We start from the raw sequence: 17,310 nt of genomic DNA on the forward strand, positions 1-17,310 counted from the left end.
TACATGCTGTCTTACAGCGCCTGATGCAGCCAGGCTCAGTTTTCATCGCTTGTGCGTTTTATAGCTATGAGCATCCAGATAAAGGTCAACGGCCTTACCTTCTATCCATTTAAAGATCAGCCGATATTGCTCATTGACCCTGATTGAAGCATATCCCTTGAGAGGCGGATTTAGTTCCTCATAACGATTGCCAGGCGGCGACCTTAAATCCTTATAGTTAATCGCCGCATTGATCATGTCGAGCTTTCGCGCCAGCGCTGATGAGAGGCTTGACGGTATTCTTTTAGAAAATTTGCCATATAAAAAATAATCCTTAAGCCAGTCATCCCTGAAACTTTCAATATTCCTTAACGTCGCCACCTCATTACCTCCCTGTATCACACTGAAAACAATTTAACGCACCGAGGCACAGTGCGCAAGTGCGTAGTTTGTATTCAGGCGTTCACCCCCTTCATTCCCTCCTCAGAGTAGCGACCGCCTTTAACTTCAATCTGCTGATGAACAGCGTTCAGCATCCCGATATCTTCCTCTTCCAGCTCGATATCTGCGGCCTGCGCGTTTTCAGTAAGGTAAGCGATCTGTTTGGTGCCCGGTATCGGCACAATTTTGTCATACTGGGCCAGTAGCCAGGCCAGCGCAATCTGCCCGGTGGTGGCGTGATATTTCTCAGCAAGTGGCGTCACCGCGTTAAGAAGCTGGAGATTGTGATCGATATTTTCCTGCCGGAAACGGTCATTATTTTTGCGGAAATCACCCTCGGCAAAATCGCTGTTTTTACGGTATTTACCCGTCAGAAATCCTCTGCCCAGCGGTGAATAGGGCACCAGTCCGATACCGAGTTTTTTCACCATAGGGAGAATCTCCTCTTCGATGTCACGCGTCCAGAGTGAATACTCCGTCTGCAGCGCGGCCAGCGGATGGATCGCCTGCGCCCGATTCAGTGTTGAAGCCGATGCTTCACACAGCCCAATCCGGGCAATCTTTCCCTCCTGCACCAGACGGCTGAGACACTGCATGCTCTCCTCAATCGGTGTCGCCGGACTGATCCGGTGCAGATAAAAGAGATCGATACGCTCAACGCCCAGCCGTTTCAGTGATTCATGGCAGCAGCGGGTAATGTAGTCCGGCTGATTGTTGATGGTGCGGGCATAGGCCTCTTCAGCAGGACGTTCAATGCCACATTTGGTGGCAACGGTGAACTTCAGCCGTTCGGCCTGATTCAGCCCGGCAAGAAACTGACCTATCAACTGCTCGTTGTGACCGCGCCCGTAAAGATCGGCGGTATCGATAAAGGTGATATCCAGATCGCGCAGCTTATTGAGCAGTTGCAGGGAATGACAGTCATCGGTCTGACCATAAAATTCGCTGAGCCCCATCGCGCCATAGCCGATTGCGCTGACGTCCAGACCCTGAGTTAACGTTCGCTTTTTCATTGTCGCTCCTCGTATGTGAGACGCGATTGTTTCACTCCGCGTGAAAGCAATGAATTGCTCTTTCCGTCATGCAAAAAAGGTATCAGGCGAATGAAAGGGCTTCAGACATCCATCCGGCGTGTCGACACAGTAAGCTCTCAGCAACAGGCTGAGCGGGGATTAACAAGGAAGAAGAGTGTGGTGGTGCTTCGCTCTGTTTCAGCGGCGCGGCATCATGCGGACTTTATCGCATTCCCGGGATGAGAGAGTTCTCTCAGCGCATTAAGAACCGCCTCATTTTTTTCATCGGCGCGAATCGCCGCGTAAACATCAATCGCCAGCGGCTGTGCCGCATCTTCTGTCAGCGGGCGGTAACAGAGACCTGCCTGATTAAAGGTGCATTTTGACTGCGGCATCAGGGCGAACCCTTTTCCTCTGGCGATGTGCGACAGCATCAGCAGGGAATCGTCCGGCTCTCTCACCCGTTTCAGCGTGACGCTGAGCGTGGCGAAGTAGCGCTCGCATTTATCGTAAAACAGCGGATTGGCGCTGCGGGCAAACCAGAACAGCGGCAGATCGGCCAGCGCTTCCAGCGAGACCCGTTCCGCCACACTGGCAGGATGCGCCGACGGCATGGCAATCAGCAGCGGCTCACGGTAAACCCAGGCGTACTGAACGGTGTCTTCCGCATCCGACCCCTTTTCTCCGGTGAGTATTAAATCCAGACTGTTTTTGGCCAGGCTTTGCAAAAGCTGAGGGGAGGTCAGGCAGGGCATCTCCATCTCTTCGCTGGCATGAAAAGCGGCGAGCAGCCGGTTAAGTGGCGAAATCAGTTCAAAGTTCAGCGTGCGGGTCAGCCCGATGCGTAGTCGTGCCGCGGCGGGCTGCGCATCCTGCTTCAGGGCATTCAGCGCATTCAGGATCGCTTCCGCTTTCGCGACCAGCGCACGGCCAGAATCGGTGAGCGTTACCTCATGGGTCGTGCGGCTGAACAGCGAGTGGCCCAGCAGATCTTCCAGACTCTGAATCTGACGGGTCAGCGGAGGTTGCGTCATGCTGAGACGTTCTGCGGCCCGGCGAAAATTCAGCTCGTGCGCAACAGCCAGGAAGCACTGTAACTGTTTTATGGTAGGAAGGTGGCTGCTGATGAGGTGCGCGGCTACAGACATAACACCATCCTGCTGCGAAGATTTGGGGGATCAGAGCGGATATACGAATTCAGCAACGGAGAGGGAAACCCCTCTCCGTTTCAGAGATTACATGCGCTCGACGGTGTCGATGCCCAGCGTATCCAGACCCTGCTTCAGCGTCTTCGCGGTCAGTGCGGCCAGCTGCAGTCGGCTCAGACGGGTTGTGTCTGATTCTGCGGTGAGAATCGGGCAGTGCTCGTAGAATCCGGAGAACAGACCAGCCAGATCGTAGAGATAGGCACACATCACGTGTGGCGTGCCGTCACGAGCGACCTGCGTAATAACCTCTTCGAACTGCAGCAGACGGGTGGCCAGCTGCGCTTCACGCTCTTCGCTGATCACAATCTCCGCATCCAGCGAATCGGCATCAATGCCCGCCTTGCGGAACACGGAGAGAACGCGGGTATAGGCATACTGCATGTAAGGCGCGGTATTGCCTTCGAACGCCAGCATGTTGTCCCAGTCGAAAATGTAATCGGTGGTACGGCTTTTTGACAGATCGGCGTATTTTACCGCGCTGATGCCAACCACTTCCGCCAGCGTTTTCACTTCTGCTTCGCTCATCTCCGGGTTCTTCTCACGCACCAGCGTGTAGGCACGCTGATAGGCTTCATCCAGCAGATCGGAGAGCTTGATGGTGCCGCCGCTGCGGGTTTTGAACGGACGGCCATCTTTGCCCAGCATCATGCCGAACGCATGGTGCTCCAGCGGCACTGATTCCGGCACATAACCCGCTTTACGGACGATAGTCCAGGCCTGAACCAGATGCTGATGCTGACGTGAGTCGATGTAATAGAGTACACGATCGGCTTTCAGCGTTTCGTAACGATATTTCGCACAGGCGATATCGGTAGTGGTGTAAAGGTAGCCGCCATCCTTTTTCTGGATGATGACGCCCATCGGTTCACCCTCTTTGTTCTGGAATTCATCCAGGAACACCACGGTCGCACCTTCACTCTCTACCGCTAAGCCTTTCTGTTTCAGATCGGAGACGATACCAGGCAGCATATCGTTATAGAGACTTTCACCCATAACATCATTGCGCGTCAGCGTGACGTTCATGCGGTCATAGATTTTCTGGTTCTGACTCATGGTGATGTCGACCAGCTTCTTCCACATCTGGCGGCAATAGTCATCGCCGCCCTGTAATTTCACCACATAACTGCGCGCGCGCTCGGCAAACTCAGGATCTTCATCATAGGTGCGCTTGGCTTCACGGTAGAAGCCTTCGAGATCGGCCAGCGCCATCTCTGCATGATCTTCATTCTGCTGCTTTTCCAGGAACGCGATCAACATACCGAACTGCGTTCCCCAGTCGCCAACGTGGTTCGCTCGGATCACTTTATGGCCGAGAAACTCCAGCGTACGCACCGCTGCATCACCAATGATGGTGGAGCGGACGTGGCCCACATGCATCTCTTTCGCAACGTTAGGCGCAGAGTAGTCGACGACGATAGTCTGGGGCTCGGCCAGTTGCACACCAAGGCGCGGCAGACGCAGCGCTTCCCGGGCATGACTGGCCAGCCAGTTGTGGTCAAGGAAGATATTGATGAAGCCCGGCCCGGCAATTTCGACTTTGCTGGCGATGCCGGTCAGGTCGAGGTGCTGAATCACCGTTTCCGCTAATTGTCGCGGTGCCTGTCCCAGCTTTTTCGCCACGGCCATAATGCCGTTGGCCTGATAGTCTCCAAACTGAACCCGGGCGGATTGACGAACCTGGGGTTCGCAATCGGCGGGTGCGCCGGCTAAAACCATTGCCTGACTGACTTTTGCGGAAAGAAGTGCCTGAATATTCACCGAGTTACCTTCATGTGCTGAGCAACGCCCGGACCAGAAAGCCGGGCTGTCATCATCTTGCCTGAGCGCATCGCGTCACGAAGAGGCAGAAACGGATGGGGCAGACAAAACGGAAAAAAATGAGGGGAAAAGTATACGTGAAATGTCAGTGGGCGTCAGCAGTTGGATGAAGCGGGGAAACAGAGCTTAATAGATGTTTCCCTGAAGCATTAACGACGTCGCAGATGACGGCGTGGGTTCTTTACGCTTTTATCTTCACGCACCTTCCAATGGCGGGAGATTGCAAATCCCATCAGTGCGATCAGGACAGCGACAACGATGAGCATAGACATAGAGCCATTCCTTTTGGTTGTGTTAGGTCAAATTTATAGGAAGGCGGGGTGGGCTGCAATTGTTTGCCAGGTAAATGAGAGTTATCTTATTGTATTAAAGAAGTTGATAATAATCATATATTTAACATACTTTCATCAAGGAACTCATGGTCCTAAACAGGAGATAAATCCGAAATGAAAGATGTTATTATAAGGATTAGCGTTAAATTTCGGGCCAAATAAGATGAATCTTATCATTATGTGATGCTCAGCACGCGGCGAGCCAAAAGGCAGGCGGGTTATAAATGCTAAACAAATTGAGAGGAAGTGGGGTAGTGAAGAGATCTTTTCCGGCAGAATTGGATGATTTAAAGACAGATTTAGGACGTTTTGAAGAATCGTTGCAAAGTTTTGCGCAGCGGCTCGGTTTGCGCCTTACCGATCTGGAGGTGGACCATATCGCAGTGCGTTGCCATCAGGACACGACGGCGATGCGCTGGCAGCAAGGTTTGCAGCAGATTGGCACGCAGTTTTCGGCGGCGATGATCAACGGCAGACAGATTTGCCTGTTTAAACTCCATGACCCGCTGATTGTCGCAGGCAGGCAGATTGATGTGGTTGAACTGCCATGGCCGGGTGAAAAGCGTTATCGCCATGAAGGCTGGGAGCATATTGAAGTGGTGTTACGGGGCGACCATCAGACGCTGGGCGTGCGCGCGATGGCCTTGCTGTCAGATGAGGCGCTGACGCAGCCGGGTATTTCATTTAAAACCAGTTCACCGCAGGGAGAGAATGAGCGCCTGCCCAATCCGACCCTGGCGGTTACGGATGGGCAGACGACAATCAAGTTTCATCCGTGGCGACTGGAGGAGATTGTCGCCAGCGAGCAGAACTAAAGGCGGGCGGCTAACGCACGCTTCAGGCGCGCAACGGCTTCGTCGAGCAGCGCGCGGGTACAGCCGAAATTGAGCCGGACAAACTGGTCATTGCCAAACTCACGTCCGGCGGTTAAGCCCAGCCCGTGCTTTTCAAAATAGAGCGCCGGGCTGGCCACACCCAGCGCGCTGGCGTCGATCCAGGCCAGGTAGGTCGCTTCCGGCGAGGCGAGTGACAGGCCGGTCATCTTATTAACCTGCGACACCAGCCAGTCACGGTTACTGCGCAGATAGGCATTCTGCGCATTCAGCCAGGGCTCACCCTCGCGCCATGCCGCTGCTGCTGCCGTGAGTGCCAGAATATCAACATCCGGCACAATGCCGCGTCGTACCCGGTTGAATTGCGCGCGTAGCCCGGCGTTGGGGATGATGGCGATGGAAGCCCCAAGACCGGCAATATTAAAGGACTTTGAGGGCGACATCAGCGTCACGCTACGCTGGGCTGCATCTTCGCTCAGTGAAGCAAAGGGTATGTGCTTAACGCCGGGTTCCAGCAGCAGATCGCTGTGGATCTCGTCGGAACAGACAATCAAATCGTGCTTCTGCGCAAATGCCAGCTGCGCCTGCAGTTCCTCGCGGCGATAGACGGTGCCGCCCGGATTCTGCGGGTTGCACAGCATTAACAGCCGCGCTTTATCGTCCAGCTGACCTTCCGGCGCAGCCAGATCCAGCAGCCAGCGTCCCTCTTGCAGCGTCAGTGGCAGCGTGATCTGACCGCGCTCTGCCAGTTTTGCTGCACCGCGAAACGGTGGATAGATTGGCGTTGGCGCAATCGTCAGCTCGTCAGGCGCGGTGAAAGCGCGCACTGCCAGATTCAGACCGCTTACGACACCCGGCAAAACCACAATCCATTCCGGATTAACGTGCCACTGATAGCGCGAGGCGAGCCAGGCTATCGCGCTATCGATAAATTCAACAGGCGTGTCGCCATAGCCAAAAATCCCATGTTCGGCACGGGTTTTAATCGCATCGATGACGCAGTCAGGCGATCGGAAATCGGTGTCTGCCACCCACAACGGCAGAATGTCCTGGTCCGCATATTTGTTCCATTTAAGGCTATCGCTGTGACGACGGTCTATCCGTTGGTCGAAATTGAATGCCATAGTTAACTTTCCCGGTAAACTCATTCCAGCAGCCAGACTAACTGATGAATCTGCCTTGAACCAGAGTCATGTAAAGGAGAAGAGAATGACCACACTGGAAATTTGCTGCTATGGCGTGGATTGCGCTGTGACCGCACAACAGGCGGGCGCCGATCGGGTTGAACTCTGTGCCGCACCGCGTGAAGGCGGCCTGACCCCATCAGCGGGGATGCTGAATGCCGCCCGGCAAGAAGTTTCGGTTCCGGTTCATCCTATTGTCCGGCCACGTGGTGGCGATTTTTGTTATACCGCATGCGAATTTGAAGCGATGAAATCGGATGTGGCGTTAATCCGTGAACTCGGTTTTCCTGGCCTGGTGATTGGGATGCTGGATGAAGATGCTCACATTCATCATGGTCAGATGCGGCAGATTATGGCGCTGTGTGACGGCCTGGCCGTAACCTTTCATCGCGCCTTCGATCTCTGTCACAGCCCTAAGCGTGCGCTGGAAGAACTAACGGATTTGGGAGTGGCGCGTATTCTGACATCCGGTCAGCAGCAGAGCGCTGAAAACGGAATTGCATTACTCAGGGAACTAAATGAGGCCAGCACCGGTCCTATTATTATGGCGGGTGCCGGGGTACGTCTCAGCAACCTGCAAAAGTTTCTCGACATGGGGATTGATGAAGTTCACAGCTCGGCCAGCCGCCTGGTGGCGTCGCCGATGCGCTACCGCAAAGCGGGGGTCTCCATGTGTTCAGAAGCCGAGACTGACGAGTTCAGCCGCTACTGTGTAGACGGCGATGTGGTTGAGGCGATGAAAAGCGTGATGCAGATGAGCACCGTTCGGGTCGCCTGAACCACAACAGATTTTGCCGCGCAGCACGCCGATCATTGACGTGGTGTTTGCAAGTACCAAACCCCAGTATCCTTGCTGGGGTTCTTTTTGTGTAAAACACACTCCATCCCGGTTAAATTGTTTTGCGCTTCTCTGGCATGTTATTGATGTCAGAGGGATCTGAAATCTGGCTGCAGCGAAGTTATCACTCTTTCGCCTGGCTCGATAAAAATCACCTGCTCCTTATTAATCATTACATGTCATCCAGGACTTTCAGGCCCGGCAGCAACGTAATCACCCGCTTTATTCGTTATGCTGAAACCGTGTCGCCTCTCCGGTCCTTAAAACCTTAAAAGGCGATGCAGGCTGAAATCTTCACAGATTGCCGCTGTTCATCACCGCAGCGTTTACACTGAAAGCAACGTCGCCTGGAAAAGTATCCTATGAAACCCAATCCGATTGCTGTCCTGACTCTGATCCTGACTGCTCTCTGCAGTGGCAGCGCTGCGGCCAGCGCATGCAGCCCGAACAACGCTGCTGTGGCTAACAGCAATAACCTGATTTTACTGGGCGGGAATGCGAAAGGCGCGGTCAAGCAGGTGGTTGCGGGCGAGTTTGGTAAAGATGTGAATTCGCAAAAGCGCGTACTGGGGCAGTTTGACGCCTGTGGCGATCTGACGGTTGCCGACGTCAGCTATGACAAAAGTGAGCGCAACGTTATTCTCAGCATGGAGCAACACATTGCCCGGGTGCAGGGCGGCTGGGTGGCGGAATATGCCTATCTGGTAAAAGTGCTGAAAGAGGGCAAAGAGGTGGTGGTCGATAACCGACAGGGGACGATTAACTGGCAGAAAGGTCAGCATGGCAACATTACCAGCGCCTCCGACAGGTTTACCAGCATGGGTAAAAGCGGCTTTACCGACACGACTTACCGTTATGATCGGCAGTTCAGGCTGGAGAAGAGCGTGGCGCGCGGCAGCGATCCCCTGACCAACGGTGAAAATCATTACCACTGGAATCCGCAGGGTCTGGTGACCCGAACCACATCGGCCCGCAGCACCGACAGTTATACCTACGATCCCCAATGGCGTGAAGTGCGGCTCAACGGCACGGCGACCACACCGCTGAGCACCATCCGGTCAGTAGATGAGTGTCAGTCCTGGGATCAGGTGGGTAACTGTACCCTGAGCTATCTGCACGAGACCGAAATCTTCACACGCGGCACTATTGAGCGCCATCTCAGTTCCGCCTACAAATATGAGTACTGGGACCAGCCAGCGGCGGCGGAGTAAAAGGCGATCGGATGATCGCCTGTCGGGTGGTTATTTAACCGTCTGACTAAAGGCATCCAGCGCCAGCAGCGCGTTTGCAATATCTTCCGGTGAAAGGTTTGGATTAAGGTTTTTCAGCGTGTCGCCCTCACTGTTCGCCAGTGCACCCACTTTAACCAGATTCTCCCAGCTCTCATTTTCCAGATGCAGTTCCCGGAGCGTGGTCGGCATGTTGATCGCGCGATAGAAGCGGATATAGCGCGCAATGTCCTCATCCGGACGCTTCTCAAGCACCATCTGCGTCAGTGTGCCGTAGGCGACTTTCTCGCCATGGGTCAGATGGTGGATATCACCATCAATCGCGGTGAACCCATTATGAATAGCGTGCGCAGCTGCCAGCCCTCCGTTTTCAAAACCCAGCCCTGATAGCAGCGTATTCGCCTCAACCACCGCTTCCACGGCGGGCGTCACTCGTTTTTGGGTGACGGCAACATAGGCGCTGTAACCCCATGTAAGCAGCGTTTCTTCGCAGGCACGGGCAATCGCCAGCCCGGCAATTGTCGGATCACCATTAACCATCGATTTTGAATGCGAACGCGCCACCGCCTGCGCTTCAACCCAGGTCGCCAGGCCATCTGCAATGCCGGAGGCAAAGAGTCGTGCTGGCGCACTGGCGCAGACGGCGGTGTCCACCAGCACTAAATCAGGATTTTTACTGTAGAAGCGATAGCTCTCAAATACGCCGCTATCAGAATAGATGACCGACAGCGCGCTACAGGGGGCATCGGTGGAGGCGATAGTAGGCACGATGGCTACCGGCTGCTTCAGCTCATCCGCCACCGCTTTAACCGTATCCAGCGTTTTGCCACCGCCCAGCCCGACAACTACATTACAGCCCTGACTTTTCGCCAGCTGGCTCAGACGGGTGATTTCATTGCTCGACGCCTCGCCGTTGAACGGGTGCCAGTTGAAGGTAACGTCCGCCTTTTGCAGCGCCTGTTGGGCGCGTTCGCCGATCAATTTCCAGACGACATCATCCGCAACCAGGAAAGCGTTATCACCCAGTTCGGCCACGTAGGGGCCCAGCTCGTCCAGCACGCCCGCGCCCTGCACATATTTACGGGGTGAAGAGAAGATAAATTTACTCATAATCACAGCTCCTTAATATGAAGTTAAACCGCCCTTAGCCTGGCACACGCTGACGAACAGGGAGAGTGTCCAGGGTGAGATAATTCTATGGGCCTGTTACGCTGGCAGGACACCCATACGCTGCTGACCGGCTGTTACCTCCAGGGAGAACGCCATGACCACCACGCTGTTTTCATTTCTGTTTGCCATCACCATACTGACGCTGACGCCGGGCTTTGATACCGCGCTGGTGCTGCGCTCAGCAGTCGCTCAGGGCGCAAAGCGCGCCAGCGTGACGGCACTGGGTATCACGCTTGGTTGTCTGGTCTGGGGTGTCGCGGTGGGATTCGGTTTAGGCGCGCTGCTGCTGGCCTCCGAAATGGCCTATAACCTGCTTAAGTGGCTGGGTGCCGCCTGGTTACTTTATCTGGGGCTGAAATTGTTGCTGAAACCCCGCCAGACAGCAATCGACACGCAACAACCGTCGCTGCAGCAGGGCTATCTTGCCTGCTTCAGCCGCGGGCTGCTGGGCAATCTGCTAAACCCCAAAGTGGGGATCTTCTATGTGAGTTTTTTGCCACAGTTTATCCCGGCGGGGGCGTCGGTGGCGCTCTGGTGTAGTCTGATGGCGCTGGCACACATGCTACTGGGGCTGATCTGGAATGCGGTACTGATTGGCGGCAGCCACTATTTCGCCGGTCATTTGCGAAAACCGCGGGTGCTGAAGGTGATGGATCGCCTGACCGGCTGCGTGTTTATAGGATTTGCGGCGAAACTGGCGTTGTCTCGCCGCTAGGGCATTACGGTTTGGTGGCGACCAGCACGGCGCGCAGAGGCGCCGGATAGCCCTCGACCGTTTTGCTGGGGTCATCGGGATCGAGGAATTCAGCCAGAGACTCGCTGGTCATCCAGTCAGTACGGCGTTGCTCTTCAGTGGTAGTGAGGGCGAAATCGACAATCCGGACATCGACAAAGCCGCTTTTTTCCAGCCAGCTTTTCAGCGCTTCAGCTGAGGGAATGAAGAAGACATTGCGCATCTGCGCATATCGCTCACCGGGCACCAGCACCTGATTTACATCGCCCTCAATCACCAGCGTCTCCAGCACCAGTTCACCACCGCTGACCAGCTGATTCTTAAGCTGTAACAGGTGATCCAGCGGCGAACGGCGGTGATAGAGCACGCCCATCGAGAACACGGTATCGAACGCCTGCAACACCGGTAACTGCTCAATGCCCAGCGGCAGCATATGCGCCCGGCGATCGTCGTTCAGCAGCTTACGCACCGCTTCGAACTGCACCAGGAACAGCTGCATTGGATCGATGCCAACCACCAGATGTGCACCCGCGCCAATCATCCGCCACATGTGATAGCCACTGCCGCAGCCCACATCGAGCACTGTGCGGCCGGCCAGTGGAGAGATGTGCGGTAGTACGCGCTCCCACTTCCAGTCCGAACGCCATTCGGTGTTGATGTGGGTGCCATAAAGGAAATAGGGCCCCTTACGCCACGGCATCAGGTTGCGCAGTAATTTCTCAATACCCTGACGATGGCGATCGCTGATGTCATCGCGGTCGGCAGTAACACTGTGCAGCAGGTCAAGCTTTTGAGGCTCCAGCAGCGGCAGATACTCCAGCGACTTGTACCAGTCGCGGAAGTGCCCATGCAGGTTTTCACGCTGCCACTCGCTGATTTGAGCCGGTAACACTTCCAGCCACTTCGCCAGCGGTCCCACCGCAATTTGCTGATAAAAACGGCCAAAGTCGATCATTTCAACGCCACCAGAGATCCAAAATTAAAGCACTGGAACCAGAGTTCGGCGTGCGAGAAACCGGCCTGTTTCAGACGGGCTTTATGAGCTTCAACGCTGTCAGTCAGCATCACATTTTCCAGCATGCTGCGTTTCTGGCTGATTTCCAGTTCGCTGTAGCCGTTGGCGCGCTTGAAGTCGTGATGCATGTTAAACAGCAGCTCACCGACTTCGGCATCTTCAAAACTGAATTTTTCTGACAGCACCAGCGCGCCGCCCGGTTTCAGTCCCTGCCAGATCTTTTCCAGCAGCGCCAGACGCGCAGGCGGTTCCAGAAACTGCAGTGTAAAGTTGAGTACCACCAGAGAGGCGTTCTCAATCTCAATGTCGCGGATATCCGCTTCCAGCACCGTTACCGGTGTGTCCGCGCGAAACGCATCAAGATGGCGACGACAGCGCTCCACCATCGCCGGGGAGTTATCCACTGCGATGATCTGGCAACCCGGCACCTGAATATTGCGGCGCACCGACAGGGTGGCCGCGCCCAGCGAGCAGCCCAGGTCATAAACCTTGCTGTCCGGGGTAACAAAACGTTCTGCCAGCATGCCAATCATCGAAATGATGTTGGAGTAGCCCGGCACCGAGCGCTGAATCATGTCAGGAAAGACTTCAGCTACACGCTCGTCAAAAGTCCAGTCGCCCAGTTTTGCAATGGGCGCTGAGAAGAGTTGATCGCGGTCAGACATATCGAAAATCCGAAGAGACGACGGAAAGGGCGCTATTCTCGCAGAAAGTGGGGCGGGCTGCACCCCTTAACCCAGGCCAGCTTAATGCAGCGTCAGCACCAGTTCCCACGGCATATAGATCAGGTTAAAAATCACCATGCCGCACAGGGAAAACAGCGTCAGCAGCATGCCATATTTGCGGCCTGCCATTGCGCTGCTGCGCAAACCCCAGGCGTGCAGCAGGCGACTGATAAAGAACAGCAGACCCGTGAGATGCACCATCCAGATATCGGCGCCGTTCATCTCCATCATCACCAGCAGAAACAGCGCCAGCGGAATGGTTTCGATGGCGTTGCCGTGAATGCGAATCGCCATTTTCAGGTCGTGGTAGCCGCCATCGCCATACGCCACGCGATAGAATCGGCGATAGCGGACCACGTCCAGCGTGAATTTCATTACCAGTAATGCACCCATCACCACATATAACGCGCTAACCATTGCCACCCCTGCGACTGTCCATAATGCTTCTATTCTAACGGGCGCATAGCCCGCTGTCCTGGGCAGGAATCAAAACAGTGACGTCTGCTGCGGCCAGTCCGGTCCGCTACCTATGCCGGGATCGATCTGTTGCAGCTGCGGCCAGAGTGCCTGCACCAGCGGAAAGACCTGGCCCATATCGGGCGTGTGCAGAAACAGCATGGCGTCGCCCTGTTGCTGCCATTCTGTCAGCTTGTCACGCCAGATCTGAAACAGCGGCACGCTCTCTTCCACGCTATCGCTGCCGATAAACCGCACCATCGGCTGTGAGCCGGTTCGCAGCGCATGAGGCGGCACCCGGGGCTTCTGCGCGCGGGCCACCAGCGCGGCCGGACTTTGCGAGGTGGAGGCGTGAACCGGACGGCTGTCGAGCATCACGCGATTGATGCCGCGCGCCAGCAGGCCGCGATTCAGCGCCCGTTCAGCATCCCCTTTAGCGAAAAAAGCGGGATGGCGGACTTCGACGCCATAGTGAAAACGGCGCGGCAGACTGTCGAGAAAGCGCCACAGGTCGTCGAGCTGCGTCGGAGAGAAGCTGGCAGGCAGTTGCAGCCAGTACTGACCGATACGATCGGCCAGCGGCTCCATCAGCCGCAGGAAATCGGTCAGCAGGTCGTCGCTGTGCTGCAGCGCCGCCTGATGGCTGATGGTATTGGGAAATTTAAAGCAGAAGCGAAACGCATCGTGCGTCATATCGCGCCAGCGCATCACCGTTTCCGGATTCGGCAGCGCATAGAGCGTGGTATTTCCCTCTACACAATGGAAATAGCGGGCATAGTCCGCCAGGCTTTCGATGCCCCAGCGTTTCCAGTGTGAATGCTGCCACTGGGGCAGGCCAATACGAAGTGTCACGCGCGCTCCTGGCTGCAGATTAAGATACCCCATTATCCGCTATGGTCAGGCTGGGGGGCAAATGCACAGAGGAAATCGGCGCTTTGGCGCGGATCTGCTTATCCTGTCTGGCTTTTTCCATTATAATGACCGCCATTTTTGCGACAGCATCGCAACAGGTAACGCGGCCGGATGCTGTCAGATGCAGCGGCGAAGTTAAAAGGATAGTGTTATGCGTACAGAATATTGCGGACAGCTCAATCTGTCTCATGTGGGTCAGCAAGTCACGCTTTGCGGCTGGGTAAACCGCCGTCGCGATCTGGGCAGTTTGATTTTTATCGATATGCGCGACCGTGAAGGCATCGTGCAGGTGTTTTTTGATCCCGATCGCCAGGACGCATTTAAGCTGGCTTCTGAACTGCGTAACGAATTCTGTATCCAGATCACCGGTACCGTGCGTGCGCGTGATGAGAAGAACAAAAACAGCGACATGGCGACCGGTGAAGTGGAAGTGTTTGCCCAGGCACTGACTATTATTAACCGCTCTGAGCCACTGCCGCTGGACTCGAATCAGACCAACAGCGAAGAAGCGCGCCTGAAGTACCGCTATCTGGATCTGCGCCGCCCTGAGATGGTGACGCGTCTGAAAACCCGCGCAAAAATCACCAGCTTCGTTCGTCGCTTTATGGATGACGAAGGTTTCCTGGATATCGAAACCCCGATGCTGACCAAAGCGACGCCGGAAGGCGCGCGTGACTATCTGGTGCCAAGCCGGGTTCATAAAGGCAAATTCTATGCGCTGCCGCAGTCACCTCAGCTGTTTAAACAGCTGCTGATGATGTCCGGTTTTGACCGCTACTATCAGATCGTTAAATGCTTCCGCGACGAAGATTTACGTGCCGATCGTCAGCCAGAATTTACCCAAATCGACGTGGAAACCTCCTTTATGACCGCGCCACAGGTGCGTGAAATCATGGAGCGTTTAATCCGCAATCTGTGGCAGGACGTGCAGGGCGTTGACCTCGGCGAGTTCCCGCAGATGACCTTTGCGGAAGCGATGCATCGCTACGGTTCTGATAAACCGGATCTGCGTAACCCGATGGAGCTGGTGGACGTCGGCGACCTGCTGAAAAACGTGGAGTTCCAGGTCTTCTCTGGTCCGGCTAACGATGAAAAGGGCCGTGTTGCCGCGCTGCGCGTGCCGACCGGTGCACAGCTGAGCCGTAAGCAGATTGATGAATATGGCAAGTTCGTGGAGATTTACGGCGCCAAAGGTCTGGCGTGGATGAAGGTTAACGTCCGTGCTGACGGCCTGAAAGGCGTGCAGAGCCCGGTTGCCAAATTCCTGAATGCGGAGATCGTGGAAGGCATTCTGAGCCGCACCGGCGCTCAGGATGGCGACATTATCTTCTTTGGTGCCGATCGCGCCAAAGTAGTCGCGGATGCACTGGGTGCGCTGCGTCTTAAAGTGGGCCGCGAGCTGAACATCACTGATGAGAAAGCCTGGGCACCGCTATGGGTGATCGACTTCCCGATGTTCGAAGAGGACGAAGAGGGCGGTCTGGCTGCGATGCACCATCCGTTCACGGCGCCAAAAGAGATGAGCGCAGAAGAGCTGGCCGCCGATCCAACCCGTGCCGTGGCGAACGCCTACGACATGGTGATCAACGGTTATGAAGTGGGCGGCGGTTCAGTGCGTATCCACAACGGCAAAATGCAGCAGACGGTGTTCAGCATTCTGGGTATCGAAGAGCATGAGCAGCGTGAGAAGTTTGGCTTCCTGCTGGATGCGCTGAAGTTCGGTACGCCACCGCATGCGGGCCTGGCCTTTGGTCTGGATCGTCTGACCATGCTGCTGACCGGCACCGATAATATTCGTGACGTCATTGCGTTCCCGAAAACCACGGCGGCCGCCTGCATGATGACCGAAGCGCCAAGCGAAGCTAATCCGGCTTCCCTGCTGGAGCTCGGCATTCAGGTCGTTAAAAAAGAAAAGCCTGAGAATAAATAATGGGCTATAAACACCCGGTTTCAGTGCTGGTCGTCATTTCGGCGCGCGATACTGGCCGGGTGTTGATGCTGCAGCGGCGTGACGATCCCACGTTCTGGCAGTCGGTCACCGGCAGCCTGGAGGCGGGAGAGTCACCGCTGGCGACCGCGTGTCGTGAAGTGAATGAGGAAATCGGCATCGACGTGCTGGCCGAGCGGCTGGAGGTGGAGGATTGTCAGCGTCAGATCGACTTTGAAATCTTTCCCCATTTCCGCCATCGCTACGCCCCTGATGTCACCCATAATCACGAGCACTGGTTTCGCCTGCAACTGCCGACGGAGCGCGATGTGATGCTCACCGAGCATCTGGCGTTTCGCTGGCTGGCACCCGCTGACGCTGCAGCATTAACCCGATCATGGAGTAACCGCCAGGCAATTGAAGAATTTATCTGAATGCTCGCCATCGCCCGGTATTCCGGCGGCGGATAGATTAAATTTTATGAATCTGGTGAGTTTTAACAGGACTTCACCAACATATTGAACAGTCAGGCGTAATCGGCACCGTGAGGTTGTTCACCGCCCGCGCGACATCGTCAGCGTACGCTTGTACGTGAGGATGCTTCGCGAAGCTCGCCCTCGGGGCATTCAGGTTGTCAGTCACCTGTATGCGTACGGACGGTAAACAGGCTCGCAAGCAGGATAGCCTGCACCCTGTAAAAGATCGGAGAAAATTTAAAATGGCAGGACACAGTAAGTGGGCAAACACCAAACACCGTAAAGCGGCGCAGGATGCCAAGCGCGGCAAAATCTTCACCAAAATCATTCGTGAGCTGGTGACGGCGGCCAAGCTGGGCGGCGGCGATCCGGGCTCAAACCCGCGTCTGCGTGCAGCAATGGATAAAGCGCTGGCGAACAATATGACGCGTGACACCATGGATCGCGCTATCGCGCGTGGTGTGGGCGGCGATGACAATGCCAACATGGAAACCATCATCTATGAAGGCTACGGTCCTGGCGGCTCGGCCATCATGATTGAATGCCTGAGTGACAACCGTAACCGTACCGTGGGCGAAGTGCGTCACGCCTTCACCAAAACCGGCGGGAATCTCGGCACCGACGGCTCCGTGGCTTACCTGTTCAACAAAAAAGGCGTGATCTCCTATGCGCCGGGTCAGGATGAAGATGCGGTGATGGAAGCGGCTCTGGAAGCGGGCGCAGAAGATGTGGTCAGCTATGACGACGGCGCGATTGATGTCTTCACCGCATGGGAAGAGATGGGTACGGTGCGTGATGCACTGGAAGCACTCGGCCTGAAAGCGGACACTGCAGAAGTGGCGATGATCCCGACCACCAAAGCCGAAATGGATGCGGAAACTGCACCTAAACTGCTGCGTCTGATCGACATGCTGGAAGATTGCGACGATGTGCAGGAGGTCTATCACAACGGTGAAATCTCCGATGAGGTAGCGGAAACGCTGTAATGGCGTCTACCGTAATCACTTTAACCAAAGAGGCG

18 protein-coding genes are annotated in these 17,310 nt (G+C 55.4%); 7 read left to right on the top strand and 11 right to left on the bottom strand.

The window, feature by feature from the left end; genetic code table 11:
• Positions 1 to 42: 42 nt before the first annotated feature.
• The 5 genes from ACO6VX_RS03385 to ACO6VX_RS03405 form a co-directional block, all read right to left on the bottom strand.
• Entirely contained in the window at positions 43 to 360 is a 318-nt protein-coding gene (locus tag ACO6VX_RS03385) for a type II toxin-antitoxin system RelE/ParE family toxin (RefSeq protein ID WP_010258579.1), read from the bottom strand.
• Positions 361 to 434: 74 nt separating this feature from the next.
• The gene (locus ACO6VX_RS03390) at positions 435 to 1,433 is read right to left on the bottom strand and encodes an aldo/keto reductase (RefSeq protein ID WP_422457665.1); all 999 of its coding nucleotides are present in this window, start codon (positions 1,431 to 1,433) and stop codon (positions 435 to 437) included.
• Between the two features lie 212 nt (positions 1,434 to 1,645).
• A complete protein-coding gene (locus ACO6VX_RS03395) occupies positions 1,646 to 2,581 on the bottom strand; it encodes a LysR family transcriptional regulator (protein ID WP_422457666.1) in 936 nt (311 codons plus the stop codon).
• Between the two features lie 87 nt (positions 2,582 to 2,668).
• Positions 2,669 to 4,399 (bottom strand): arginine--tRNA ligase, encoded by a 1,731-nt coding sequence (gene argS / locus ACO6VX_RS03400; protein ID WP_010258588.1) that lies wholly within the window; start codon positions 4,397 to 4,399, stop codon positions 2,669 to 2,671.
• A gap of 209 nt (positions 4,400 to 4,608) precedes the next feature.
• Positions 4,609 to 4,731 (bottom strand): hypothetical protein, encoded by a 123-nt coding sequence (locus ACO6VX_RS03405; protein WP_009089698.1) that lies wholly within the window; start codon positions 4,729 to 4,731, stop codon positions 4,609 to 4,611.
• Positions 4,732 to 5,015: 284 nt separating this feature from the next.
• Here ACO6VX_RS03405 and ACO6VX_RS03410 point away from each other — a divergent pair, with 284 nt between their 5' ends.
• Entirely contained in the window at positions 5,016 to 5,606 is a 591-nt protein-coding gene (locus ACO6VX_RS03410; RefSeq protein WP_197979775.1) for a VOC family protein, read from the top strand.
• On the opposite strand, the gene ACO6VX_RS03415 is transcribed toward ACO6VX_RS03410, so the two are convergent.
• Entirely contained in the window at positions 5,603 to 6,748 is a 1,146-nt protein-coding gene (locus tag ACO6VX_RS03415; protein WP_422457668.1) for a MalY/PatB family protein, read from the bottom strand. The genes ACO6VX_RS03410 and ACO6VX_RS03415 overlap by 4 nt on opposite strands.
• Before the next feature lie 85 nt (positions 6,749 to 6,833).
• On the opposite strand from ACO6VX_RS03415, the gene cutC reads away from it, so the two are divergent.
• Together cutC and ACO6VX_RS03425 are read left to right on the top strand one after the other, a co-directional pair.
• A complete protein-coding gene (gene cutC, locus ACO6VX_RS03420; RefSeq protein ID WP_266094323.1) occupies positions 6,834 to 7,586 on the top strand; it encodes a copper homeostasis protein CutC in 753 nt (250 codons plus the stop codon).
• A gap of 422 nt (positions 7,587 to 8,008) precedes the next feature.
• A complete protein-coding gene (locus ACO6VX_RS03425) occupies positions 8,009 to 8,857 on the top strand; it encodes a hypothetical protein (protein ID WP_010258604.1) in 849 nt (282 codons plus the stop codon).
• 30 nt (positions 8,858 to 8,887) lie between these two features.
• Here ACO6VX_RS03425 and ACO6VX_RS03430 read toward each other — a convergent pair whose 3' ends face one another.
• On the bottom strand, positions 8,888 to 9,985 hold the full coding sequence (locus ACO6VX_RS03430) for a glycerol dehydrogenase (RefSeq protein ID WP_422457670.1): 1,098 nt from the start codon (positions 9,983 to 9,985) through the stop codon (positions 8,888 to 8,890).
• Between the two features lie 154 nt (positions 9,986 to 10,139).
• Here ACO6VX_RS03430 and ACO6VX_RS03435 point away from each other — a divergent pair, with 154 nt between their 5' ends.
• On the top strand, positions 10,140 to 10,760 hold the full coding sequence (locus ACO6VX_RS03435) for a LysE family translocator (RefSeq protein WP_010670807.1): 621 nt from the start codon (positions 10,140 to 10,142) through the stop codon (positions 10,758 to 10,760).
• Between the two features lie 4 nt (positions 10,761 to 10,764).
• On the opposite strand, the gene cmoB is transcribed toward ACO6VX_RS03435, so the two are convergent.
• The 4 genes from cmoB to ACO6VX_RS03455 all read right to left on the bottom strand — a co-directional run bounded on the left by cmoB (position 10,765) and on the right by ACO6VX_RS03455 (position 13,826).
• Positions 10,765 to 11,733 carry a tRNA 5-methoxyuridine(34)/uridine 5-oxyacetic acid(34) synthase CmoB gene (cmoB, locus tag ACO6VX_RS03440; protein ID WP_010258611.1) on the bottom strand — a complete coding sequence of 323 codons (969 nt, stop codon included), beginning with the start codon at positions 11,731 to 11,733 and terminating at the stop codon, positions 10,765 to 10,767.
• Entirely contained in the window at positions 11,730 to 12,458 is a 729-nt protein-coding gene (gene cmoA, locus ACO6VX_RS03445) for a carboxy-S-adenosyl-L-methionine synthase CmoA (RefSeq protein WP_010258614.1), read from the bottom strand. The genes cmoB and cmoA overlap by 4 nt, the downstream gene beginning before the upstream one ends.
• An 81-nt stretch (positions 12,459 to 12,539) precedes the next feature.
• Positions 12,540 to 12,935, bottom strand: a complete 396-nt coding sequence (locus tag ACO6VX_RS03450) for an MAPEG family protein (protein ID WP_010258617.1) — start codon at positions 12,933 to 12,935, stop codon at positions 12,540 to 12,542.
• Between the two features lie 69 nt (positions 12,936 to 13,004).
• The gene (locus ACO6VX_RS03455) at positions 13,005 to 13,826 is read right to left on the bottom strand and encodes a DUF72 domain-containing protein (RefSeq protein ID WP_033772006.1); all 822 of its coding nucleotides are present in this window, start codon (positions 13,824 to 13,826) and stop codon (positions 13,005 to 13,007) included.
• A gap of 211 nt (positions 13,827 to 14,037) precedes the next feature.
• Between ACO6VX_RS03455 and aspS the strand changes: the two genes are divergently transcribed.
• From aspS to ACO6VX_RS03470, 3 genes are all read left to right on the top strand, one after another.
• Positions 14,038 to 15,816: an aspartate--tRNA ligase gene (gene aspS, locus ACO6VX_RS03460; protein ID WP_422457672.1), complete on the top strand. Its 1,779-nt coding sequence runs from the start codon at positions 14,038 to 14,040 to the stop codon at positions 15,814 to 15,816.
• Positions 15,816 to 16,247 (top strand): dihydroneopterin triphosphate diphosphatase, encoded by a 432-nt coding sequence (nudB, locus tag ACO6VX_RS03465; protein ID WP_010258628.1) that lies wholly within the window; start codon positions 15,816 to 15,818, stop codon positions 16,245 to 16,247. The genes aspS and nudB overlap by 1 nt, the downstream gene beginning before the upstream one ends.
• 284 nt (positions 16,248 to 16,531) lie before the next feature.
• Positions 16,532 to 17,275 carry a YebC/PmpR family DNA-binding transcriptional regulator gene (locus tag ACO6VX_RS03470; protein WP_010258633.1) on the top strand — a complete coding sequence of 248 codons (744 nt, stop codon included), beginning with the start codon at positions 16,532 to 16,534 and terminating at the stop codon, positions 17,273 to 17,275.
• Positions 17,276 to 17,310 lie beyond the last annotated feature (35 nt).

It is taken from the genome of Pantoea sp. BJFS-204 (assembly GCF_049310725.1).
GTDB classification, from domain to species: domain Bacteria; phylum Pseudomonadota; class Gammaproteobacteria; order Enterobacterales; family Enterobacteriaceae; genus Pantoea; species Pantoea agglomerans.

Bases quoted from the DNA above. Each gene is read 5' to 3' on its own strand.
- ACO6VX_RS03390 (WP_422457665.1), bottom strand. From the start codon at position 1,433: ATGAAAAAGCGAACGTTAACTCAGGGTCTGGACGTCAGCGCAATCGGC.
- ACO6VX_RS03395 (WP_422457666.1), bottom strand. From the start codon at position 2,581: ATGTCTGTAGCCGCGCACCTCATCAGCAGCCACCTTCCTACCATAAAA.
- ACO6VX_RS03405 (WP_009089698.1), bottom strand. From the start codon at position 4,731: ATGTCTATGCTCATCGTTGTCGCTGTCCTGATCGCACTGATGGGATTT.
- ACO6VX_RS03410 (WP_197979775.1), top strand. From the start codon at position 5,016: ATGCTAAACAAATTGAGAGGAAGTGGGGTAGTGAAGAGATCTTTTCCG.
- ACO6VX_RS03415 (WP_422457668.1), bottom strand. From the start codon at position 6,748: ATGGCATTCAATTTCGACCAACGGATAGACCGTCGTCACAGCGATAGC.
- cutC (WP_266094323.1), top strand. From the start codon at position 6,834: ATGACCACACTGGAAATTTGCTGCTATGGCGTGGATTGCGCTGTGACC.
- ACO6VX_RS03425 (WP_010258604.1), top strand. From the start codon at position 8,009: ATGAAACCCAATCCGATTGCTGTCCTGACTCTGATCCTGACTGCTCTC.
- ACO6VX_RS03430 (WP_422457670.1), bottom strand. From the start codon at position 9,985: ATGAGTAAATTTATCTTCTCTTCACCCCGTAAATATGTGCAGGGCGCG.
- ACO6VX_RS03435 (WP_010670807.1), top strand. From the start codon at position 10,140: ATGACCACCACGCTGTTTTCATTTCTGTTTGCCATCACCATACTGACG.
- cmoB (WP_010258611.1), bottom strand. From the start codon at position 11,733: ATGATCGACTTTGGCCGTTTTTATCAGCAAATTGCGGTGGGACCGCTG.
- cmoA (WP_010258614.1), bottom strand. From the start codon at position 12,458: ATGTCTGACCGCGATCAACTCTTCTCAGCGCCCATTGCAAAACTGGGC.
- ACO6VX_RS03450 (WP_010258617.1), bottom strand. From the start codon at position 12,935: ATGGTTAGCGCGTTATATGTGGTGATGGGTGCATTACTGGTAATGAAA.
- aspS (WP_422457672.1), top strand. From the start codon at position 14,038: ATGCGTACAGAATATTGCGGACAGCTCAATCTGTCTCATGTGGGTCAG.
- nudB (WP_010258628.1), top strand. From the start codon at position 15,816: ATGGGCTATAAACACCCGGTTTCAGTGCTGGTCGTCATTTCGGCGCGC.
- ACO6VX_RS03470 (WP_010258633.1), top strand. From the start codon at position 16,532: ATGGCAGGACACAGTAAGTGGGCAAACACCAAACACCGTAAAGCGGCG.